The sequence below is a fragment of the Niveispirillum sp. FG148 genome (genome assembly GCF_057809655.1).
Genome location: NZ_JBMDKJ010000026.1, coordinates 64,152 through 85,188, shown reverse-complemented (window position 1 = coordinate 85,188; position 21,037 = coordinate 64,152). Strand labels below are relative to the sequence as shown.

Sequence of the window (21,037 nt, the reverse complement as noted above, 5' to 3'; positions counted from 1 at the left end):
CGCCGACCTCCAGGTCTGACCCGGCGCCAGCGCTCCTACACCACGCACGGGGACGCGATCTTAGCGATCAGGCATCAGAAGCGTTTTCTTGAAGCAGCAGAGATATTAAGAGACGCTCTTATTCTTGAACCAAAATCACCGGAAATCATGGAGGATCTCGGTATTTGCCTGACAATGTCGGGAGAGACATCAGAGGCAGAGCAGTGCTTTCTGGATGCACTGAAATTGAATCCGGGCGCCACCAGTATACAATTCAATCTTGGATGCCTTTACCGAAAGCAGGAAAGGCATCTGGAGGCCCTGTCAGCGTTTAATGCTGCCCTTGGGATGCCACCGGATGACAGCGATATTCTGCTCAATCGCGGACTGACGTTGGATGACTTGGGCAGACCCGAGGAGGCAATCGAAGATTTGCGTGCGGCACTGGAAATATCGCCAACCAGTGAAAAGATCAAATGGTGTCTGGCCCTCGTCCTTCTGCTCGATGGTCAGTACCAGGCGGCGTGGCCGCTGTTTGACAGCCGCTGGCGCGGCAATTCCAATTTGATGGCAGGTCTGCGGAAATTTGCTCAGCCGCAATGGCAGGGAGCAGCGGAGCCTGATGGCACGCTGCTGATCCATTCCGAACAAGGGTTTGGAGACTTCCTGCAAGTTTGCCGATATATTCCGGAAGCCGTAGACCTTTACCAGGGACAGGTAGTGGTTGAGGTGCAGCCGGAACTGGCCAGGCTGATCAGCAGCAGTTTCAGGCATGAACGCCTGCGCGTCGTCAATCGCGCTGCCAATTTTCCGGGTGGTGCAGGCCTGCCAGATTTCACCTGTCATTTGCCGGCCATGAGCCTGCTTTCCATTTTCAGGCCATCACCACCATCACCTCTTGGCAAACCGTACCTGCAGGCCGACGAAGCGCTGGTGTCGGAATGGAAGGAGCAAATCCGGGCTGTTACGCCGCGTGGCTACCTGCGATGCGGAATCGTGTGGCGTGGCAATCCCCGGCACCATAACGATCATAATCGGTCGATACCGCATGAGATGGTGCTGCCGCTGTTGCAGATTCCGAATGTTGTGTGGTTCACCATGCAACCGCCGTTGCAGACTGATGCCTTGTCACCACAGTGCGACCTGCCGAATGTCTACGACCTTGGCTCCCGGTTTACGGATTTCGCAGATACAGCCGCGGTGATCCGAAATCTGGATATCGTCATCACAGTAGATGCTGCCGTGGCCCATCTGACCGGCGCATTAAAGCGACCGGTCTGGATATTGTTGGGCCCACCCTATGATTGGCGTTGGCTGCGTGGAACGAAGTCGACGCACTGGTATTCATCGGCCACGCTGTTCCGCCGCACGCTCGGTGAAGGATGGAGCGCTGTGATCGCAGGTGTTGCGCAGCGATTACGCACGCTGATCCCCTCGTAACCTGTGAAGCGGCCTTAGCTGAAGCCCCGTGGGCCAATCACTCCACCAGCTTCAGCCCGTTCTTGTCGGAACCATGCACGCCCAGCGATTTAAGCTTGCGGTGCAGGGCCGACCGTTCCATGCCCACGAAGCTGGCCGTACGGGAGATATTGCCGCCGAAGCGGGTGACCTGGGCCAGCAGATATTCGCGCTCGAACACCTCCCGCGCCTCGCGCAGCGGCAGGCCCATGATCTCCCCGCCCTTTTCCCATTTCAGCACGGTGGGCGTGATGGCGCCGATTTCCGGCGGCAGCATGTCGGCGCGGATGGGTTCCGCGGGGTCGCCAGCCACCATGATCAGCAGCCATTCGACCGTATTGCGCAACTGGCGGACATTACCGGGCCAGTCATAGGCCTGCAGTGCCGCCATCGCATCCTCGCCAAAGGTGCGCAAGGGCAAGCCCGCCCCTTCGGCTGTGCGCTGCATGAAATGGCGGGCCAACAGGGGGATATCCTCCCGCCGATCGCGCAGCGGCGGCATTTTCAGCGGCACGACGGACAGGCGGTAGAACAGATCCTGGCGGAATCGACCCTGTTCGATCTCCGCCGTCAGGTCCCGGTTGGTCGACGCGATGACGCGCACATCCACCTCGACCCGCGACGTGCCCCCGACCCGCTCGAAAGTCTGCTCCTGCAGAACGCGGACGATCTTGCCCTGGGTTTCCAGCGGCATGTCCGCCACTTCGTCCAGGAACAGGGTACCGCCATGGGCCTGTTCAAAGGTACCGACCTTGCGCCCGCCGCCTTCGAAGCCATGCTCGGTTCCGAACAGTTCCACCTCCAGCCGGTCGGGCCGCATGGTGGCACAGTTCAGGGCCACGAACGGGCCGTCGGAACGGCGCGACTTGGCGTGCAGCATGCGGGCCACCACCTCCTTGCCGCTGCCCGGCGGCCCGGAGATCAGGACACGGCTGCCCGTGGGGGCGACCTTTTCCACCGAATGGCGCAGCTGGTTGACCTGCAGGGACCGGCCAATCAGGTCGAAATCCGCCCCGACCTTCACGCGCAGTTCACGGTTTTCCCGCCTCAGGCGCGCCGCCTCAATGGCGCGTTCGACCAGCAGCAGCAGCCGGTCGGCTTTGAATGGCTTTTCGATAAAGTCATAGGCGCCGGCCTTGATGGCGGCGACGGCGGTTTCGATATTGCCATGGCCGGAGATCATGACCACCGGCACATCCGGATGGTCGCGCTTCAGTTCCGCCAGCACCTGCAACCCGTCCAGCCGGCTGCCCTGCAGCCAGATATCCTGAATGACAAGGCTGGGGCGCCTTGCGGCAACGGCGGCCAGGGCCTGGTCGGCATCCGCCGCCTCGCGCGTTTTCATGCCCTCATCCTCCAGGATGCCGGCAATCAACATGCGGATGTCAGCCTCGTCATCGACGATCAGAATATCGTACGCCATGTCCTTCAACCCTTCCGCGCCTGGGCGGCGTTCATGTCAGGAGAGACCGGTGCCGTGGCACTGGGGGCGATGTTGCGGGGCAGGACCAGCGTGACGCGGGCACCACCGCCCGGCCGGTCGTCCAGCAGCAATGCGCCGCCATGGTCTTCCATGATCTTCTTCACGATGGCGAGGCCAAGGCCCGTGCCCTTGGCCCGCGTGGTGACATAGGGTTCGGTCAACCGATCCCGTTCCTCGGTGTGGGGCAAGCCCTTGCCATTGTCCTCAACCGCCAGCAGCACCCGTTCATCCTCCACCTGGATGCGGGCTGTGATTTCGCCGGGGACACGCTCAGCGTCGGCCGGGGTGTCCTCCAGCCGTCCTTCGATGCTCTCCCCGGCATTTTTCAACAGATTGGTCAGTGCCTGCCCGATCTGCCGGCTGTCACAGACCATCAACAGCGGGGCGTCAGGCATGTCGCAGGTGAATTTGATGGCCGGATAGGCCGATGCCTGCAACAGCACCGACTGCCGCGTCAGGTCCTGCATTGCGGCCGGCTTCATCACCGGCTGCGGCATGCGGGCAAAGGCGGAGAATTCGTCCACCATGCGGCCGATATCGTCCACATGCCGCACGATCGTGTCGGTCATGGCCTTGAACGTATCGGGGTCGCTGCTGATTTCCTTCAGATATTTACGCCGCAACCGTTCCGCCGAAAGCTGGATCGGGGTAAGCGGGTTCTTGATCTCATGCGCGATGCGGCGGGCCACGTCGGCCCAGGCCGCCTTGCGCTGCGCCGACAGCAGTTCGGACACATCGTCGAAGGTGACGACATAGCCCTTCACCTCGCCCGCCACCACCTCGGCCGCGACCCGGACCAGCAGGGTCTTCAACTGCCCGGCCCGGCGTAACTGCACCTGTCCCTCAACCTGCCGGCCGGCGCGGCGGCGGATATTGGTCATCAGTTCGTCCAGCTCAGGCGCCACCTCCAGCAGGTCACGCCCGATCAGGGATGCCGGATCGCCCACAGACAGCAGATTGGCGGCGGACAGGTTGGGCAGGTTGATGCGGCCATTCTGGTCCAGGCCCAGCACACCGGCCGACACCCCGGCCAGCACCGCTTCGGTGAAGCGGCGACGCAGGTCCAGCTGGCGGTTGGCCTCCACCAGTTCGGACCGCTGGCTTTCCAGCTGGCTGGTCATTCGGTTGAACGCGCGGGACAGGGTGACCAGTTCGTCTTCCGGTTCCAGCACATTGTCCGGCACGCGCGCCGTCAGATCGCCGGCGCGGATACGTTCCGCCGCAGCAATCAGGGCGCTGATCGGCGCCACCAGATATGTCGCGAAATTCAGCCCCACCCAGATGGCCGCCAGAAGCAGCAGAACCGCCACGCCGACAAAGATCACCGCCATGCGGGTCTGCAGCGCAAAGCGCTGTTCCTCCATGCGGCGATATTCCTGAACGGCACTCTGCGTGACGTCCATATGTTCCAGCACGCGGCTTTCCACCGGGCGGCCGATAAACAGGAACCGGTCGAAATCCTGGTCAAGAAGGACGATCGCGTTCACGCGATTGCCGCCATCGCTGACGATCAGCACCACCTCACCCTTGCGGGCGCGTTCCAGGTCTTCGGAATGCACGGTGGTGAAATCAAAGGCGAAGCCAAGACCGAAAACGGCCGTGACCTGCCCCGTACCGTCGAAGATCACCGCCTCCGTCACATTGCGCATCAGCGCCTGGGACTGGAAATATTGCCGGAACCGGGGCGGGTCCCAATAGATGTTCAGCGGCAGGCGGGCCAGATCGTTGCGCATCACCTCCGCATCACGCGACAGGGTCTGCTGATGTTCCTTCAAGTAGCCCTGGGCCACTGCCAGCGATTCGTCCACCACCATGCGCACACGGTCGGAGAACCAGCTTTGCAGGCCGACATAGAAGAACAGGGCGGAGAAGATGGCCATGATGATGGCCGGCGCCACGGCCAGGATGGAAAAGACGGCCACCAGCCGCATGTGCAGGCGTGACCCGGCCAGCCCCCGCCGCTTCTCCACCCACAGGCCCACGATGCGCCGGGCCACCACAACACCCAGCAGCAGCAGCAGCACGCCATCCAGCGTCAGCAGCAGCATCAGGGTATTCTGGTCAATGGTGACGGGCAGCGTTTCCGTCAGCGCGGCATAGGTGGCGGCGCCGGCGACGATGGCCGCAACCGTCAGGGCAATGCCTGCCATGGTGTTGATCCGCCAGCGCCGGGACCAGCGCAAGGCGCGACGCCAGATGCCATCGGTACGCGGCGCCGTGCCGGGACCCAGATTCGGCGACATTGCGGTCATGCGCTGACACCCCCGTTGAACGGGGTTCGCGCTTGGGCAACTGTCAGTCCGACCTGGGGCAATGGGTAACCTTGGGGTGGCTAAACGGAGCGTCTGGTCAAAACTGTTACCAGAAAGCTACACAGGACGCCACCCCGCAACGTGATAAAGCTGCAACAGAACGTGGCCGGCCAGGACCACCTGCCCATCGCCTCAACGGGCCAGTTTCGGCCCCGTCTGCAAGGTCACGTCTCCCACCCGGTTCAGGGTGCGGGCCAGCGCGTCCAGCCGGCGCTGCACGCTGTCGCCATTCAGCATGGCCGCATCTTCAGGCAGCAGCAGCGACAATTTGCTGTCGCCCAGCCGCAGCAGGGTCCGTTGCAGCAGGGTCGCCGCACCACCCGTCAGCGTGTGGGCCAGCCGCAGCGCAAGCCCCAGTATATAGGCCCGGGCCAGGGCCCCTTCCTTCAACAGGCTGCGGGCCGGGGCCAGAATCGGGCTGTCCAACGTGCCCGCATAGCGGACATGGACGGCCGTGGCCAGGAAGGCCCGTTCCACATGATCCACACCGGCAAACGGCATGCGCAGGATACGCAGGAAGGCATGCTCGGCGCGGTAATCGGGATGTTCGGCCCAGCCAAGGTCGGACAGCAGACAGGCCGCCTGCCGCAGACGGCGGGCACCGGGATCTTCGCCCACGAACAGCGGGGCCGTCCAATCGACCAGGATTTCCGCATGACCAAACCGGCCGATCCGCTCGGCCACATCCTCGCACGACGTGATCAGCGGATCTTGGCGGCGCTGCGTCGGGTCCAGCAGGTCGTAAAGATGCCCCTCGCGCAGGCCGTAGGCGGAGAAGGTGACGCGGGCCGGTGACACCGCCTTCAGCACCCGTTCCATGACCAGGGCGGCCAGGGGCAACGTGTCCAGGCGGCGCTTGGACACGCCGGGCATCTTTTCCAGATTGCTGCGCCCTGCCCGCGCCACGGTGCCGGCGAACTCCGCCATGATGGCGCCGTCGACGCTGTACTGATGGATGATGTGCAGGGGGTGGTTCACCTGCTCCAGATGCATCTTGGCCAGTGCGCGCCAGGCGCCGCCCACCGGATAATAAGTGCGGCCCTTGCCGCGCGACAGCCAGTCCAGCTTGGCCAGATGCTGGTCGATCAGTTTGGCCGCCGGCCCCGGCTTTCCATCCGTCGCCTCCATCAGCCGCAGGGGCCCCAGGGGGGTCGTCACCTGCGCCCCGATCTCGCCCTTGTCCAGCAGAACCAGTTCCAGGCTGCCACCGCCAAGGTCACCGGCCAGACCGTCGGCATTAGGGGCGCCGGACAGCACACCCAGGGCCGCCAGCCGCGCCTCCTCCTCGCCCGACAGGACATCGACATGAAAGCCGGTACGGCGTGTGATCTCGGCCACGAAATCGGCGCCGTCGCCGGCATCGCGGACGGCCGCCGTGGCCAGCACATCGACGCGCCGGACCTGCATGCCTTCCAGCAGCCGGCGGAACCGGGCCAGATTATCCAGCGCCAGCACCACCCCTTCCGGATTCAGCTTGCCGGTCCGTTCCACCGTCTTGCCCAGGCTGGGCTGGACCCTTTCATTGAAAAGGGCCACAGGCGACCGCGTCAGCTTTTCATAGACGACGCAGCGCATGGTGTTGGAACCGACATCGATGACCGCCAAGCGGTCGTCGGCATGGGCGTGATCCACGTTCGGGTGATCCGCTTTCAGTGATAACATCAGGTAAAATGCCGGGTTACGGGAAATTGCTCAACACCAGTTTCGGCGGTAGCCGGGCATCGCTGGTGGCGCTGCCGCGACCCGACAGGCTGGGGTTGGTCATGAAATAGGTATGGGCGTTGAAGCTTTCCAGGCAAGGCTCCACGCGCCGATAGGTCGCATCGGGTTGCAGGACCCAGCTCTGCGTATTGTCCTTCAGGTTGGCAACCATGATCTGGTCCAAAACCTGCTGATGTACCGTCGGGTTCTCGATGGGTACCAGGGTCTCGATACGGCGGTCCAGGTTACGCGGCATCCAGTCGGCCGACGAAATGAAAATCTTGGCGTGACGTGACGGCAGCCCATGACCGTTGCCGAAACAGACGACGCGACCATGTTCCAGGAAGCGGCCGACGATCGACTTCACATGAATGTTTTCCGACAGGCCGGGCACACCCGGCCGCAGACAGCAGATGCCGCGGATGACCAGTTCGACCTTCACCCCGTTCTGTGACGCCTCGTACAGCTTGTCGATCAGCTTGGCATCCACCAGGCTGTTCAGCTTCACCCAGATCTGAGCGGGGCGGCCGGCATGGGCGTGCGCAATCTCCGCGTCGATCAGTTCGACCAGACGCTGGCGCAGGGTGATGGGGGCGATGGAAATCTTCTCCAGCGCCTTGGGTGTGGCATAGCCGGTCATGTAGTTGAACATGTGGGCGGCGTCATGGCCCAAGGCGACGTCGCAGGTGAAGAAGGAAAGGTCGGTATAAATCCTGGCCGTGATCGGGTGGTAATTGCCCGTACCAAAATGCACATAGGTGCGCAGACCCTGGCTTTCGCGGCGCACGACCAGCGACACCTTGGCATGGGTCTTCAGATCGACGAAACCATAGACCACCTGCACGCCGGCGCGTTCCATGTCGCGGGCCCAGCGGATATTGGCCTCCTCGTCGAAGCGGGCCTTCAGTTCAACCAGGGCGGTGACGCTCTTGCCCTGTTCGGCGGCGTCGATCAGGGCGGCGACGATGGGGCTGTTCTTGGATGTGCGGTAGAGCGTCTGCTTGATGGCCAGCACATTGGGGTCTGCCGCCGCCTGACGCAGGAACTGCACCACCACGTCGAAGCTCTCGAAGGGGTGATGGACGACGATGTCCTTCTGGCGGATGGCGGCAAAGCAATCCCCGCCGAAATCGCGGATGCGTTCCGGGAACCGGGCATTGTAGGGCGGGAACAGCAGGTCGGGCCGATCATCGCCGATGATCTGCTTGGTATCGGCCAGCCCGATCAGCCCATCCAGGACGAAGACGTCATCATTGCTGACATTCAGTTCGTCAATCAGGAAGGCCCGCAGTTCCTTGGACATGCCGGCATTGACGGCCAGCCGGATGACGCTGCCGCGCTTGCGCCGCTTCAGGGCGCTCTCAAAGGTGCGGACCAGATCTTCGGCTTCTTCCTCGATTTCCATCTCGCTGTCGCGCAGGACACGGAACACACCGTGACCCTTCAGCACAAAGGGCGGGAACAGGCGGGAGATGAAGGACAGAACCACCTGTTCCAGCAGGACATAGCGCGTGTCCGTGCCGGGCAGGCGGATGAAGCGGTCAAGCTGCTGCGGCAGCAGCACCAGCGCATCCAGGTTCGTCCCCTTCTGCGGGTCGAACAATTGCAGGGCCAGCGCGAATCCGCTGTTGGGCACAAAGGGGAACGGATGGGCCGGATCGACGGCGATGGGCGTCAGGACGGGGAAAATCTCATCGATGAAGCGCGCTTCCAGCCAGTCATGCTCCGCCGCCGTCAACTCGTCGGTGTCGACAACGGCAATCCCGGCCGCGCGCAGCGCCTTGCGCAGCATCAGCCAGCACGCCTGTTGGTCGCGCATGACTTCCGTCACGCGGTAATTGATGGCCGCCAACTGCTGGGCGGGCGTCAGATTGTCATCCGACGGCGTCGTCACCTTGGCAGCCACCTGCGCCTTCAGGCCGGCGACGCGGACCATGTAGAATTCGTCCAGGTTGCTGGCGGAAATGGACAGGAAGCGCAGGCGTTCCAGCAGCGGGTGGTGCGCGTTGTAGGCTTCTTCCAGGACACGCTGGTTGAAGGCCAGCCAGGACAGTTCGCGATTGATGAAACGTTCCGGGCTGTCATGGGCGATGGCACCGACCAGGCTGTCGGGCGCGGTCTCAGCGGGCAGGTCGGTCGACTGCGGGGCAGTGGCGGCGGTCACGATCGGTTCGTCCTTCTGGTCCTGGGGCGCCGTGGGAGTATATGTTGCTTCTGTGACGGTTTTGGGTTGCGTGGACCCGCGCGGGCGGCGACGCTGCCCTGCCGTCGTGTTCCCCGCGTCTTTGCGTGAAGTCGTCATGAAGACACTCTATCTGCTGCGGCACGCCAAATCGGACTGGGACGACCCCCGTCTGCCCGACCATGATCGCCCCCTCGCCGCGCGTGGGCGGAAGGCAGCGGCGACGATGGCGAATTATTGGACAGCGCGCAAGGGCGGCCCGCCTAACCCATCGATCGTGCTCTGTTCGACAGCGCTGCGCGCGCGCAGCACGCTGGAGATCGTGGCCGCGGCCTGGGGCAAGCACCCGCCGTCCGTCACATTTGAACGCGGCCTGTATCTTTGCGGGGAGGAATTGCTGCTGGACCGGCTGAAATCCCTGCCCGACACTGTGGAGAGCGTGCTGCTGATCGGACACAATCCGGACTTCCAGCTGCTGGCCCGCGATCTGTGCGGCCGTGGCCCTGCGGAACTGCGTGCCTCGCTGGCGACGAAGCTGCCCACCGGCTCGTTCGTGGAGATCGCGTTGCCGGACGGCGTGACCTGGCACGATCTGCGCTGGGGTCAATGCACCCTGGTCGGCTTCACCCGGCCCCGCGATCTGGAGGAACGGACCTGACCGTCGGGCCGGCTTAAAAGAACTCCAGCCGGACGGCGAACATCTTCTCCACCTTCTTCACCTGGCCGACCTCGGCCAGGATGATGACGCGGTCATTGGGTTTGATGACCGTGCTGGGGCGCGGGATGATCACCTTGCCGGCGCGCACGATGGCGCCGACAATGATGCCCTGGGGCAGCCGGATATCCTTCAGCGGGGTATTGATCAGGGTCGAGGTCTCCAGCGCCTCCGCCTCGATCACCTCTGCGAAATTCTCGCGCAATGAATGCACGGCCTTGATTCGGCCGCGCCGTACATGCTGCAGGATGGACGAAACGGTGATCGACCGGGGACTGACCACCGCGTCGATGCCCAGTGGCTGTACCAACGGCTGGAACGTCGTCTTGTTGATCAGCGTGATGGCGCGCTGACAGCCGTTGCGCTTGGCCAGCAGGCTGGCCAGGATATTGCCTTCGTCGCTGTTGGACACGGCCACGACGGTTTCGGCCGCACCAACATTGGCCTCCTCCAGAATCGAAGGATCCAGCGCGTCGCCATGCAGCACCATGGTGCGCTTCAGCTTCTGCGCCACCATCGTGGCCCGGCGCCGGTCGATCTCGATGATGCGGGCCGACACGCCGGAATGGTTCTGCTCGATCTCCTCGGCCAGACACAGGCCGATATTGCCGCCGCCGACGATGATGACCCGCCGCGCCTCCCGCTCCTCATGGCCGAAGGCGGCCATGGCCCGGGAAACATGGTTCGTATCGGCCACGAAATAAACTTCGTCACCGGGCAGCATCTGGTCATTGCCGGTGGGGATGAATTGCCGGTCGCCGCGGATGATGGCCACCACCTCGATCGCCAGATCGGGGAACAGGCCCGTCAGCTGTCGCAGCGGGGTGTTGATGATGGGACAGTTCTGCGAACAGACGACGCCAATCACCTTCACCAACCCGTCGGCCAGCGGGATCATGTCGAAGGCGCCCGGCACCTGCATGCGCCGCGACACCGCCCGCGCCACCTCGATTTCCGGCGAGATGATGACATCGATGGGCAGATGCTCGCGGGAGAACAGATCGGCCCAGATGGGCTGCAGATAGGACTGGTGGCGCACACGGGCGATCTTTGTCGGCACGCGGAACAGGCTGGCCCCGACCTGACAGGCCACCATGTTCACTTCATCCGCGAGCGTCACGGCGATCAGCATGTCGGCATCGGCCGCCCCCGCAGCCTCCAGCACGTTGGGGTGGGAGGCGAAGCCGACCATGGCCTGAACATCCAGCGTGTCGCTGATCTTCTGTATCAGTTCCGGCGACTGGTCGATGACGGTGACGTGGTTGCCTTCCGAGGCCAGATACTTGGCGATATTGGAGCCGACCTGGCCGGCGCCGCAGACGATGACCTTCATGGAAAATAACCTGTCCGGCAGCCTTGGGGGTTGAAGCGGCATGGTCTCGTGCGGGCGCCCCGCCATCGACGTCGGCGCCCTTTTTGTTCTGCCCCTTCGGTCGCCACAGATCAATAGCCGATTGGCCGCCACTCCGTCCCCTGCTGGCCTGTCCCATCCGATCCTATGACTCTATTCAATTTAACGGTGATATTTTGTGTGATTTAATATCGCTAACCTCATTCAACCTGATGGAGTTGGCGCATGCTGTCCCGGATCGGCATTTTCCCCCTGTCCCTGTTGTTGCTGGCGGGCTGCGCCTCCACGGCACCGGGGGGATTGAAACAGGCGGGGCCGGGCAAGCCGGCCGATCTCTATGCCGCGGCCCTGAATGTTGTGGCCGTGCCGGGGCCGTCCGATATCGGTCCCGGACTGCTGCGGATCGCGTCCGACAATACCGATCTGGTCTGGCGCGATACACCGGCGGGCCGGCAGGTGCTGGTCGCTTCCACCATGTCCACCAGCGCCTATGAGAAATATTACAAGGGCCAGGCTACGGGCGGCCCCAGCGGCTGGGGCCAGATCTGGGTGACCGCCGTTCCGCAGCTCCAGCGTTTCTGCACGGCCGCCACCGGCGATGCCACCGCGAAGACCGAACGGGTCGTGCAGTGGCTGGGCCTCAACCCCACGGTGCCCTACGCCCAGGTAGTGGAAATGTGGATCGCGCCTGAAAAGCTGGTCCGCCCCTGCCCTGTGACCGATGTTGCGGCGGCCACCTGCACGCTGGACACCAATGGCAGCGCGGGGCCGCCGCCGGTGGCCAGCACCGTCACCCGCCCAGTCTGCACGGCGGGTGATGCCGCCTGTCTGGAACAGCAATCCTATTGGGACTGGTTTGCCCAGAACATGCGCCTGAACCTGAAGGAAGGCGGGGCACCCTGGACCCGGCTGGGCTACACCTTCGACTGGAAACCGAAGAAGGGTGGCGGCTACGAACGCTACGGCGCCAGTGAATTCGTCATGAAGCCCGGCGCCACGTACGAGGTGAAGGCCGCCTATAGTCTGGCCGATTACTGCGCCCCGCCGAAATGAACAATGCCGCTCAGTCCCCCAGGCGCCAGTCGCTGGGGGCTGGGCGGCGGTCACCGGCCATGAACCGCCCGCCATAGGGGGCCAGGCAGAGATCGACCAGGGCCAGCACCTCCGCCGGGTCCTGGTCGGCGAACAGTTCGGCAAAGGCGTGTTCAAAGGCCGTGGACAGCATCGGATCCAGGCGCAGCAGCGCCTTGGCCAGCCCTTTGCCGGTACCGGTCCAGGCGCCGGCGGCGCGTACGGTAAAATCCGCCAGTTCGATATAAAGCCGGCTGCCGATGGCCAATTGTTCGGCCGGTGTGCGGGGTTGGGCCAGATCAGCCGCCAGATCAGAGATGGAATAGCGTCGAACCCGCAATTCCTCGTCCGACAGGGCAGGCGGTCCGCCATCCAGCACGGCCTGGGCCTGCCGCTTCAATTCCTCGATCAGGGCGGGATCGCCCGCAATGGGCAGGCCGTTGGCCACCATGCGGGCCAGCGACGGCTTGCCCAGCTTGCGGTCAGCCTCCCAGAAATAGGCCAGCGTGTCCGGATCGTGCAGGAACAGTTCCACCGTGACGCCCTGGCGTTCGTGGGTCTCCCGCACGGCGGCCGGCAGATGGTGGTGGATCAGCACGGCATCGATATCCGATCCGGGCCCGGCATTGCCCTTCGCCACCGACCCGGCCAGGAAGGCGGCGATGATGTCCGGCTGCTCCGTCCATTCGCGCAGGATGGTGTCGGCCAGATCAATGGTGGGTGTGACGGAATTCATGGCGCCCTTCCCGCTGCCAGCACCCATTCCAGGGCCCGCCGCACGGTCGCCAGCCGCACCGCATCCCGATCCCCGGCGAAGACGTGGCGTTCCACATTCACCTCCCCGCCACGTCGCGCCAGCGCCATGAAGACCAGTCCGACCGGCTTCGTCGGCGTTCCCCCGCCCGGCCCGGCGATGCCGGTGACGGCAACCGCGATATCGGCCTGGCTGTGATCCAGCGCACCCGTGGCCATGGCAGCCGCCACCGGCTCCGACACAGCCCCCAACCGGTCGATCAGGTCCGCCGGCACCCCCAGCATCTCCGTCTTGGCGGCATTGGTATAGGTGATGAAACTCCTGTCCACCACGGAAGACGATCCCGCCACCTCTGTCAGGCAGGCGGCAATCAGACCGCCCGTGCAGCTTTCGGCCGTGGCGACCCAAAGGCGGCGCGCCGACAGCGTGTCGCGGATATCTTGTGCCAGTCGGATCAGGTCGGGCGGGAACATGGGCACCTACTCCAGCGACAAGGGCAGGCGGACGGTGGCGGCGGCCTGGGCGGCAATGCCTTCCCGCCGGCCGGTGAAGCCCAATCCTTCCGTCGTCGTCGCCTTCACGCTGACACGGGACGCATCGATGCCCAGGATTGCCGCCACCCGCGCCACCATGGCCTCGCGGTGCGGACCCACCTTGGGCCGTTCGCAGATGATGGTGATGTCGACATGGGCAATCACGCCGTCACGGCGCGCCACCAGTTCGGCGGCATGGCGCAGGAAGCGGGCGCTGTCCGCCCCTTTCCATTGCGGGTCGCTGGGCGGAAAATGCTGACCGATATCGCCAGAGGCAATGGCGCCCAGGATGGCATCGGTCAGGGCGTGCAGCGCCACGTCGGCATCCGAATGGCCTTCCAGCGTCGCATCGTGCGGCACCTGCACCCCGCACAGCCAGACATGGTCGCCGGGCGCGAACTTGTGAACGTCATAGCCGGTGCCGGTGCGGATATCACCCAACCGGGTCAGGAACAGCCGTTCGGCGCGGGCCAGATCGTCTTGATTGGTCACTTTCAGATTGTCCGGGTCGGTGGCGATCAGGGTGACGGCCAGCCCGGCCGCCTCGGCCACGGCGGCATCGTCCGTCAGGTTCAGGCCGGCAGCGCGGCGATGGGCCGGCAGGATGTCGGCAAAGCGGAAGCCCTGCGGCGTCAGCGCCCGCCACAGGGCCGTGCGGTCCACCGTGCCGTCGCTGCGGATGGTGCCGCCGGCCACTGTGCCGCGCTTCAGCGTGTCGGCCAGCGGTGTGGCCGCGATGGCGCCCGGCGCATGGTCCAGGGCCGCAATGACATCGGTGATGGCGGCGGCATCGACCAGCGGCCGCGCCGCATCATGGATCAGCACCAGATCAGGCGCGTGGCCGGCCAGCGCTTCCAGCCCGTTCAGCACGCTGTCCTGCCGCGTCGGGCCGCCGGCGATGGGCGGCGGCAGATCCAGCCCTTCCACCGCCTGCTCATAAAGATCGCGGAAGGCCGGATCGATGACGACACGCACACTCGTCACACCGGGATGGCGCAGGAACGCCTCCACGGTCCGGCGCAGGATGGGCTTGCCAGCCAGATGCAGATACTGCTTGGGCAGGTCGGCCCCGAAGCGAAGGCCGCGTCCCGCGGCGACGATCAGGGCGGTACAGGTGGGCATGGGCACCAAAGGGGCTGTCGAATGGACCGCGACGACCCTAGCGCGGAAAAGGCCCGCTCGCCAATGGCCGGCGCATGCACGCTCCCGCACGTCGCGTCTGCATCAAAGCGGGCACCCGTCCCGCCCCCACGCGAAAACCGCCATGCGGCGGTGAATATTGTGTTTTTCGGGACCTGTGTTAATCTCTGTGCCTAATTTTGATGCATCCGTGAAATTTGCCCATTTATTGGGCTGTTTCTGCGGACAGGTGCAGGGTTCTTCGTCACATGGTCAAGCCGCTTCCCCCCCTTCAGATCGGTCCGGTGCGTATCGAGGATCCGGTGATCCTGGCGCCCTTGTCGGGCGTCACCGACATGCCCTATCGCCGGTTGGTGAAGCGCACCGGAGCCGGTCTGGTCGTGTCGGAGATGATTGCCAGTCAGGCCATGATCCGCGCCACGCGCGAAAGCATGCTGAAAACGGAATGGAGCCTGGATGAGGCGCCGATTTCCATGCAGCTGGCGGGGTGCGAGCCAGAGGTGATGGGCGAGGCGGCGAAGCTGAACGCGGATCGCGGCGCCCATATCATCGACATCAATTTCGGCTGCCCCGTGAAGAAGGTGGTGAACGGCTTTGCCGGGTCGGCCCTGATGAAGGACGAACTGCTGGCCGGCCGCATCATGGAAGCGACCGTAAAGGCCGTTTCCGTTCCGGTGACGATGAAGATGCGCAAGGGCTGGGACGCCAATAATCTGAACGCCCCCAACCTGGCCCGCATCGCGGAAGAGTGCGGCATCAAGATGCTGACCGTGCATGGCCGCACCCGCTGCCAGATGTATAACGGCACCGCCGATTGGAAATTCATCCGCCAGGTCAAGGAAGCGGTGAATATCCCCGTCATCGCCAATGGCGACATCAACAGCTTTGAGGATGCCGTGCGCTGCCTGGAGGAATCCGGGGCCGACGGCGTGATGATCGGGCGCGGCACCTATGGCCGTCCCTGGTTCATCGCCCAGGTCATGCATTACCTGCGCACGGGCGAGAAGAAGCCCGATCCGGCGCTGGCCGACCAGATGCAGATCGTCCTGGAACATTACGACGCCATCCTGGCCCATTACGGGGTGCAGGCGGGCCTGAAGATCGCCCGCAAGCATGTCGCCTGGTATTCCAAGGGCATGAACGGGTCGGCCGATTACCGCAACCAGATCATGACCACGGAGGATCCGGACAAGATGAAGCAGCAGATCATCGCCTTCTACTCCGCAGCATTGGATCGTGGCGTCACCGAGCGGGTGGCCGCCTGATGGCGCGCATGCCGACGGCCCGCCGCGTCGGCGGCGATATTGATCCGACCTCGATCCTGGCGGCCCTGCCCGATCCCGTGATGGTGGTGGATGGCGATGGGCTGATCCGCTTCATCAATCTGGAAGCGCAGGAATTCTTTGACGTTTCGGCCACGCGCGTGCTGGGAACCAAGCTGACGGAACTGATCCCGGAGGACAGCCCCGTGCTGGCCCTGCTGGATCAGGCACGGCAGACCCATTCCACGGTCTGCGAATATGGCGTCACTGTGGAAACGGCCCGCGTCGGCCCGCATTCGGTGACCATGCAGGCGGCACCGCTGGGCGACCCGCCCGATCAGGTGGTGGTGACCATCCATGAACGGTCCATCGCCCGGCGCATTGACAAGCAATTGAACCACCGGGGTGCCGCCCGATCCGTCGTCGCCATGGCGGCCATGCTGGCGCATGAGGTGAAGAACCCCCTGTCCGGCATCCGGGGGGCCGCGCAGTTGCTGGAGGAAAATGCCAGCGAGGATGACCAGATCCTGACCCGCCTGATCTGTGACGAGGCGGACCGCATCGTGGCCCTGGTCGACCGGATGGAAGTGTTCACCGACGGCCGCCCCCTGGAGCGCCAGGCGGTGAACATCCATGCCGTGCTGGAACATGTGCGCCGCATCGCCCAGACAGGTTTCGCCCGCCATATCCGCTTTGTCGAGAAGTACGACCCTTCCCTGCCGCCCGTCCTGGGCAACCGCGACCAGCTGGTGCAGGTTTTCCTGAACCTGGTGAAAAACGCGGCGGAGGCCTGCCCCGAGCAGGGCGGAGAGATCCAGCTCTCCACGGCGTACCAGCATGGCGTGCGTCTGGCTGTGTCGGGATCGGACAGCCGCCTGCATCTGCCGCTGCTGGTCAGCGTGTCTGATAACGGTCCGGGGATCCCCGAAGATATCCGCGCCAACCTGTTCGATCCCTTTGTTACGACGAAGATGAACGGAACCGGCCTGGGTCTTGCATTGGTTGCCAAGATCATCGGTGACCATGGTGGGGTGATCGACTTTGAGAGCGCGCCGAAACGCACGGTCTTCAAGGTTTCCCTGCCAGTCACCGATAAGAGCGGCCACGGAGAGGGTGCCTAAAAAATGGGCGCAACCATTCTTGTTGCGGATGATGATCGGGCCATTCGGACGGTTCTGACCCAGGCCCTGGCCCGTCTGGGGCACGAGGTGAAGACCACCGGCAACGCCGCCACCTTGTGGCGATGGGTGCAGGAGGGGGAAGGCGATCTGGTCATCACCGATGTGGTCATGCCGGATGAAAACGGCCTGGACCTGGTGCCGCGTATCAAGAAGCTGCGGCCGGATCTGCGCATCATCGTGATGAGCGCGCAGAACACGCTGCTGACCGCCGTGAAGGCGGCGGAACGCGGGGCCTTCGACTATCTGCCCAAGCCCTTCGATCTGAAGGACTTGATGGCGATCGTGCAGAAGGCGCTGTCGGCCCCCGCCCCCACTACGGCCCCCACCCCGGCACCGGTGGAGGATCCGGAGGAGGAGGCGCTGCCCCTGATCGGCCGGTCGCCGGCCATGCAGGAGATCTACCGCGTCCTGGCGCGCCTGATGGGTACGGACCTGACGGTGATGATCACGGGCGAAAGCGGCACCGGCAAGGAACTGGTCGCCCGCGCCCTGCATGATTATGGCAAGCGGCGCGGCGGGCCCTTTGTCGCCATCAACATGGCGGCCATCCCGCGCGAACTGATCGAGAGCGAGCTGTTCGGCCATGAGAAGGGCGCCTTCACCGGCGCCACCATGCGCTCCACGGGCCGGTTCGAACAGGCGCAGGGCGGCACCCTGTTCCTGGACGAAATCGGCGACATGCCGCTGGAGGCACAGACGCGCCTGCTGCGCGTGTTGCAGGAAGGTGAGTACACCACCGTCGGCGGGCGCACGCCCATCAAGACCGATGTGCGCATCGTGGCGGCCACCCACCGCGACCTGCGCACCCTGATCCGCCAGGGCCTGTTCCGCGAGGATCTGTTCTACCGCCTGAACGTCGTACCCATCCGCCTGCCGCCCTTGCGCGAACGGACGGAGGATGTGCCGGCCCTGGTCCGCCATTTCCTGAACCAGGCGGCGCAGCAGGGCCTGCCGGCCAAGACGGTGGACAATGCCGCCATGGACCGGCTGAAGCGCTATCGCTGGCCGGGCAATGTGCGCGAGCTGGAAAACATGGTGCAGCGCCTGGCGGCGCTCTACTCGCAGGAGGTGATCAGCCTCGACGTCATCGACACCGAACTGGCCGAAACCAACCCCGCCGCCGCCCCCGTGCAGGAACCGGTGAACGAGGGCCTGTCGGCCGCCGTCGAACGCCACCTGCGGGAGTACTTTGCCGCGCATAAGGACGGCATCCCGGCGGCCGGCCTTTATGACCGGATTCTGCGGGAGGTCGAACGGCCGCTGCTGTCGCTGTCCCTGACGGCGACACGGGGCAACCAGATCAAGGCAGCACACATGCTGGGCCTGAACCGCAATACGCTGAGGAAGAAGATCCGGGATCTGGATATTCAGGTGGTGCGGGGGCTGAAGTAATAGAAAGAAAGAGAGGAGAAAATATTTATATATTTAATATTTTCTCCTCTCTGTATTATGAATTTAACTATCATTAAATCTTACTTATATATAATAATAAAAAAATATCCATCAATAGTGTTGTCAACAATAGAGATTTCTGACAGACATTCAAAAATGTCAGAAGTAAATAGGAATGAAATTTTTTGATGGAACTTCTCTCTTCGGATGCGCTACGATACGCAACGGGCGGTTTGGCAAGTTGAGACGCGCCAATTCGAGGTAGAGCGATGCCTTTAGCTGACGAAAAAGCAGAACGTTGGGAAGCTGGTTGCCAAATCGACCCAGTTCGAAATAAATTTATCATTCCTAATATTGCAATAATTATGAACAGGGTGACCCCTAGGAATATACTCGATATCGGAACTGGCACTGGTTATATACCCAGAAAAGTTAACGAATTATTGAATAGAAAGCCAAAATGGACATTGATAGATCTGGATAAAGATAGATTATTTGTTGCTAGGCGCCTAGTTAATAACGATATTAATATGGATATTATTTGCACAGACTTTATATCGCATGAATTTATTGAAAAATTTGAAGCAATAATTGTTACATTCACGCTTCTTGAAGTCGATAATTTCCAAATATTCATCCAACGTCTAACTGAGTTAATTATTGAAAATGGAATTGTCTTGATCGGTATGCCAGACTCCTGGCAAGACGTTATCAGAAGCAGCATTGATTCACCTAAAATTTTACTCGACTTTCTTTCTGGGACTGTATCTATTTCCAAAAAGATCGATAAATTTACAAATGAATCCTATCCTTTTAAGGCTATGCGAACCGAGTACCTAGTTAGTCGTATGTTGACATTAGGTTTTGAGCTTGTGGAGCTTATTGAAAGCGGGGATGATGGCGCTCGTAATTACCTGCTATCTTTCCGGTGGAGAGGGCTGAGACAGTGAACGCGCACTTTACGGCTTTCAGCGGTAACGCATATTTGACTCTTGCCGCTGAGGCAATCCGTCGAGAATCTCGGCCGTTAACTCCGGCTGAAATGCTCGAAGTTGCTCGACAAGGTAATTTTTTGCCTGACCACCTTTTTGGCGCCACCATGCACAAGACGTTGGCTGCGCGATTGGCCGAGCATATTCGATCTGAAAGTGGAGACTCTCTTTTTTACAGAACAGCTCCAGCAAAATTTTACTTACATGAGTTGGCCGACAAGCCTGGAACGCCAAAAGAATACAGAAGTGTCTACGTCGGTCACCTTCGATCGAAGTCAATACGCAAAGAGAACGTCCTCGTGGCAGCAAGGTCCGACCTATCTAATCTGATTTACGGACAATATACAAAATATGACGACAATAAATTTGAGGAAATTTACAGGGGAATTTGTAAGTTTATGGATAGGTCTTTAGCAGAGAAAGATAACACGGTTAAGCAGTTTGTTACATTTACGCTAGTTTATCACGATAGCAAGCTTTTATTTTATCGCAGAGGTAAATTTACAACTACAAGCAAGCTCCTTCAAGGGCAGCTCAGTGTTGGATTTGGTGGACATGTTAATGATATGGATTTTGACTTATTTACCCATGGGGAAAATGCTTTCCGTTCAAACGCTGCCCGCGAGTTAAAAGAGGAACTATTCTTAGATGACATTTATCAAGATAAAGCTGATGCTATAAACCGCGCCAACATACTTGGATATATCAATGTAGATGATAGTCCTGATGCCGAACATCATATTGCAGTTTTAGTCGCTTTTAACCACAAGACGGACGAACTACCTAAAAAGGGGGAGCTATCGATTAATCAGTTAGGATGGCTGGATTTAAAATGCCCATTAAATGATCTAAGTGATTTTGATCTATGGTCGGGCATGATTCTCAGAAATATTTATGAGGGACAGATTATTTTGGGGAGGTTATAATGGAATCTTCACGCAATAATGTGGGCAATAAAGACCTTGCCGCTACAGAGCTAAAAATCGCTCTTGATAATAGAGCTTTCGAGATTCAGTTGTTTTGGCAAAGATCAAATTATTTTCTTGTCCTTATGACTGCGTTAGGTGTTGCGACATTCTCCATTAAAGATCAACTATTTTCATTTATTGTTTCTGTATTTGCAACATGGGCCTCCTTTTTCTGGTTCCGAACGAACTTAGGGTCAAAATTCTGGCAAGAAAGTTGGGAGGTAGAAGTTGTTACGCTGGCCAAGGAGCAAAAAATAAGGTCGTTCGAGCGCACGACCACTGAAGTCATAAATCAAGTCAAAGAATCATTACACTCCGAAGGAAGCCAGGACAATAGGTCATTTATCAGAAAATGGGTGGATAAAAAAATAGTGCAAAAATACTCCGTAACTTACAACATGATTTTACTTTCAATGGTATCAACTGCACTCTGGTCGATCGTTACCATGGTATTATTATTCAGGGCCTTCAATTATTATTGCAGCTTTAAAGATGGATGCCTGTGCTGTCACGTTCAGTAGGCTAAAATCTTAGTGATGCGCGCCAGCATTGTGCCTCCCCGT

The 21,037-nt window shown here is 61.3% G+C and carries 17 protein-coding genes; 9 read left to right on the top strand and 8 right to left on the bottom strand.

The genetic code is table 11. The features are described from left to right. Window positions 1–1,419: tetratricopeptide repeat protein (locus ACODTW_RS21980; protein WP_488948230.1), on the top strand; the 1,419-nt coding region annotated here is incomplete at its 5' end. Window positions 1,420–1,456: 37 nt separating this feature from the next. On the opposite strand, the gene ntrX is transcribed toward ACODTW_RS21980, so the two are convergent. From ntrX to ACODTW_RS21960, 4 genes are all read right to left on the bottom strand, one after another. Continuing rightward, window positions 1,457–2,860: a nitrogen assimilation response regulator NtrX gene (gene ntrX / locus ACODTW_RS21975; protein WP_488948229.1), complete on the bottom strand. Its 1,404-nt coding sequence runs from the start codon at window positions 2,858–2,860 to the stop codon at window positions 1,457–1,459. Between the two features lie 5 nt (window positions 2,861–2,865). Beyond that, window positions 2,866–5,172, bottom strand: coding sequence for a sensor histidine kinase NtrY-like (locus tag ACODTW_RS21970; protein WP_488948228.1), 2,307 nt, complete (start codon window positions 5,170–5,172; stop codon window positions 2,866–2,868). Window positions 5,173–5,364: 192 nt separating this feature from the next. Continuing rightward, window positions 5,365–6,864 (bottom strand): Ppx/GppA phosphatase family protein, encoded by a 1,500-nt coding sequence (locus tag ACODTW_RS21965; protein WP_488948226.1) that lies wholly within the window; start codon window positions 6,862–6,864, stop codon window positions 5,365–5,367. A gap of 46 nt (window positions 6,865–6,910) precedes the next feature. Then, on the bottom strand, window positions 6,911–9,235 hold the full coding sequence (locus ACODTW_RS21960; RefSeq protein WP_488948225.1) for an RNA degradosome polyphosphate kinase: 2,325 nt from the start codon (window positions 9,233–9,235) through the stop codon (window positions 6,911–6,913). On the opposite strand from ACODTW_RS21960, the gene ACODTW_RS21955 reads away from it, so the two are divergent. Beyond that, window positions 9,234–9,773, top strand: a complete 540-nt coding sequence (locus ACODTW_RS21955; RefSeq protein ID WP_488948224.1) for a SixA phosphatase family protein — start codon at window positions 9,234–9,236, stop codon at window positions 9,771–9,773. The two genes, ACODTW_RS21960 and ACODTW_RS21955, sit on opposite strands and share 2 nt — an antisense overlap. 13 nt (window positions 9,774–9,786) lie before the next feature. Here ACODTW_RS21955 and trkA read toward each other — a convergent pair whose 3' ends face one another. Next, entirely contained in the window at window positions 9,787–11,163 is a 1,377-nt protein-coding gene (gene trkA / locus ACODTW_RS21950) for a Trk system potassium transporter TrkA (protein WP_488948223.1), read from the bottom strand. Window positions 11,164–11,406: 243 nt separating this feature from the next. Between trkA and ACODTW_RS21945 the strand changes: the two genes are divergently transcribed. After that, window positions 11,407–12,234, top strand: coding sequence for a hypothetical protein (locus ACODTW_RS21945; protein WP_488948222.1), 828 nt, complete (start codon window positions 11,407–11,409; stop codon window positions 12,232–12,234). A 10-nt stretch (window positions 12,235–12,244) separates the two neighbouring features. Here the strand turns inward: ACODTW_RS21945 and ACODTW_RS21940 are convergent, their stop codons facing one another. Genes ACODTW_RS21940 through ACODTW_RS21930 form a run of 3 tightly spaced genes read right to left on the bottom strand, consistent with a single transcriptional unit; the run spans window position 12,245 to window position 14,661 of the window. Beyond that, on the bottom strand, window positions 12,245–12,988 hold the full coding sequence (locus ACODTW_RS21940) for a nucleotidyltransferase domain-containing protein (RefSeq protein WP_488948221.1): 744 nt from the start codon (window positions 12,986–12,988) through the stop codon (window positions 12,245–12,247). Next, on the bottom strand, window positions 12,985–13,479 hold the full coding sequence (locus tag ACODTW_RS21935) for a CinA family protein (protein WP_488948220.1): 495 nt from the start codon (window positions 13,477–13,479) through the stop codon (window positions 12,985–12,987). Before ACODTW_RS21935 ends, ACODTW_RS21940 begins: the two co-directional genes overlap by 4 nt. Window positions 13,480–13,485: 6 nt before the next feature. After that, window positions 13,486–14,661 carry a bifunctional 2-C-methyl-D-erythritol 4-phosphate cytidylyltransferase/2-C-methyl-D-erythritol 2,4-cyclodiphosphate synthase gene (locus ACODTW_RS21930; RefSeq protein WP_488948219.1) on the bottom strand — a complete coding sequence of 392 codons (1,176 nt, stop codon included), beginning with the start codon at window positions 14,659–14,661 and terminating at the stop codon, window positions 13,486–13,488. 266 nt (window positions 14,662–14,927) lie between these two features. On the opposite strand from ACODTW_RS21930, the gene dusB reads away from it, so the two are divergent. The 6 genes from dusB to ACODTW_RS21900 all read left to right on the top strand — a co-directional run bounded on the left by dusB (window position 14,928) and on the right by ACODTW_RS21900 (window position 20,995). Continuing rightward, window positions 14,928–15,944 carry a tRNA dihydrouridine synthase DusB gene (gene dusB, locus ACODTW_RS21925; RefSeq protein WP_488948218.1) on the top strand — a complete coding sequence of 339 codons (1,017 nt, stop codon included), beginning with the start codon at window positions 14,928–14,930 and terminating at the stop codon, window positions 15,942–15,944. Continuing rightward, the gene (locus ACODTW_RS21920) at window positions 15,944–17,062 is read left to right on the top strand and encodes a two-component system sensor histidine kinase NtrB (protein ID WP_488948217.1); all 1,119 of its coding nucleotides are present in this window, start codon (window positions 15,944–15,946) and stop codon (window positions 17,060–17,062) included. The genes dusB and ACODTW_RS21920 overlap by 1 nt, the downstream gene beginning before the upstream one ends. Before the next feature lie 3 nt (window positions 17,063–17,065). Beyond that, window positions 17,066–18,514: a nitrogen regulation protein NR(I) gene (ntrC, locus tag ACODTW_RS21915; protein WP_488948216.1), complete on the top strand. Its 1,449-nt coding sequence runs from the start codon at window positions 17,066–17,068 to the stop codon at window positions 18,512–18,514. Between the two features lie 269 nt (window positions 18,515–18,783). Further along, window positions 18,784–19,464, top strand: coding sequence for a class I SAM-dependent methyltransferase (locus ACODTW_RS21910; RefSeq protein WP_488948215.1), 681 nt, complete (start codon window positions 18,784–18,786; stop codon window positions 19,462–19,464). Next, window positions 19,461–20,432: an NUDIX hydrolase gene (locus ACODTW_RS21905; protein WP_488948214.1), complete on the top strand. Its 972-nt coding sequence runs from the start codon at window positions 19,461–19,463 to the stop codon at window positions 20,430–20,432. The genes ACODTW_RS21910 and ACODTW_RS21905 overlap by 4 nt, the downstream gene beginning before the upstream one ends. Further along, window positions 20,432–20,995: a RipA family octameric membrane protein gene (locus tag ACODTW_RS21900; protein ID WP_488948213.1), complete on the top strand. Its 564-nt coding sequence runs from the start codon at window positions 20,432–20,434 to the stop codon at window positions 20,993–20,995. Before ACODTW_RS21905 ends, ACODTW_RS21900 begins: the two co-directional genes overlap by 1 nt. The last annotated feature ends 42 nt before the right edge of the window (window positions 20,996–21,037 follow it).

What these genes read in the sequence shown, in the direction of transcription:
- ntrX (WP_488948229.1), bottom strand. Translation starts at nt 2,860, where the DNA reads ATGGCGTACGATATTCTGATCGTCGATGACGAGGCTGACATCCGCATG.
- ACODTW_RS21955 (WP_488948224.1), top strand. Translation starts at nt 9,234, where the DNA reads ATGAAGACACTCTATCTGCTGCGGCACGCCAAATCGGACTGGGACGAC.
- ACODTW_RS21930 (WP_488948219.1), bottom strand. Translation starts at nt 14,661, where the DNA reads ATGCCCACCTGTACCGCCCTGATCGTCGCCGCGGGACGCGGCCTTCGC.
- ACODTW_RS21920 (WP_488948217.1), top strand. Translation starts at nt 15,944, where the DNA reads ATGGCGCGCATGCCGACGGCCCGCCGCGTCGGCGGCGATATTGATCCG.
- ACODTW_RS21940 (WP_488948221.1), bottom strand. Translation starts at nt 12,988, where the DNA reads ATGAATTCCGTCACACCCACCATTGATCTGGCCGACACCATCCTGCGC.
- ACODTW_RS21935 (WP_488948220.1), bottom strand. Translation starts at nt 13,479, where the DNA reads ATGTTCCCGCCCGACCTGATCCGACTGGCACAAGATATCCGCGACACG.
- ACODTW_RS21970 (WP_488948228.1), bottom strand. Translation starts at nt 5,172, where the DNA reads ATGACCGCAATGTCGCCGAATCTGGGTCCCGGCACGGCGCCGCGTACC.
- ntrC (WP_488948216.1), top strand. Translation starts at nt 17,066, where the DNA reads ATGGGCGCAACCATTCTTGTTGCGGATGATGATCGGGCCATTCGGACG.
- trkA (WP_488948223.1), bottom strand. Translation starts at nt 11,163, where the DNA reads ATGAAGGTCATCGTCTGCGGCGCCGGCCAGGTCGGCTCCAATATCGCC.
- dusB (WP_488948218.1), top strand. Translation starts at nt 14,928, where the DNA reads ATGGTCAAGCCGCTTCCCCCCCTTCAGATCGGTCCGGTGCGTATCGAG.
- ACODTW_RS21945 (WP_488948222.1), top strand. Translation starts at nt 11,407, where the DNA reads ATGCTGTCCCGGATCGGCATTTTCCCCCTGTCCCTGTTGTTGCTGGCG.
- ACODTW_RS21960 (WP_488948225.1), bottom strand. Translation starts at nt 9,235, where the DNA reads ATGACGACTTCACGCAAAGACGCGGGGAACACGACGGCAGGGCAGCGT.
- ACODTW_RS21910 (WP_488948215.1), top strand. Translation starts at nt 18,784, where the DNA reads ATGCCTTTAGCTGACGAAAAAGCAGAACGTTGGGAAGCTGGTTGCCAA.
- ACODTW_RS21900 (WP_488948213.1), top strand. Translation starts at nt 20,432, where the DNA reads ATGGAATCTTCACGCAATAATGTGGGCAATAAAGACCTTGCCGCTACA.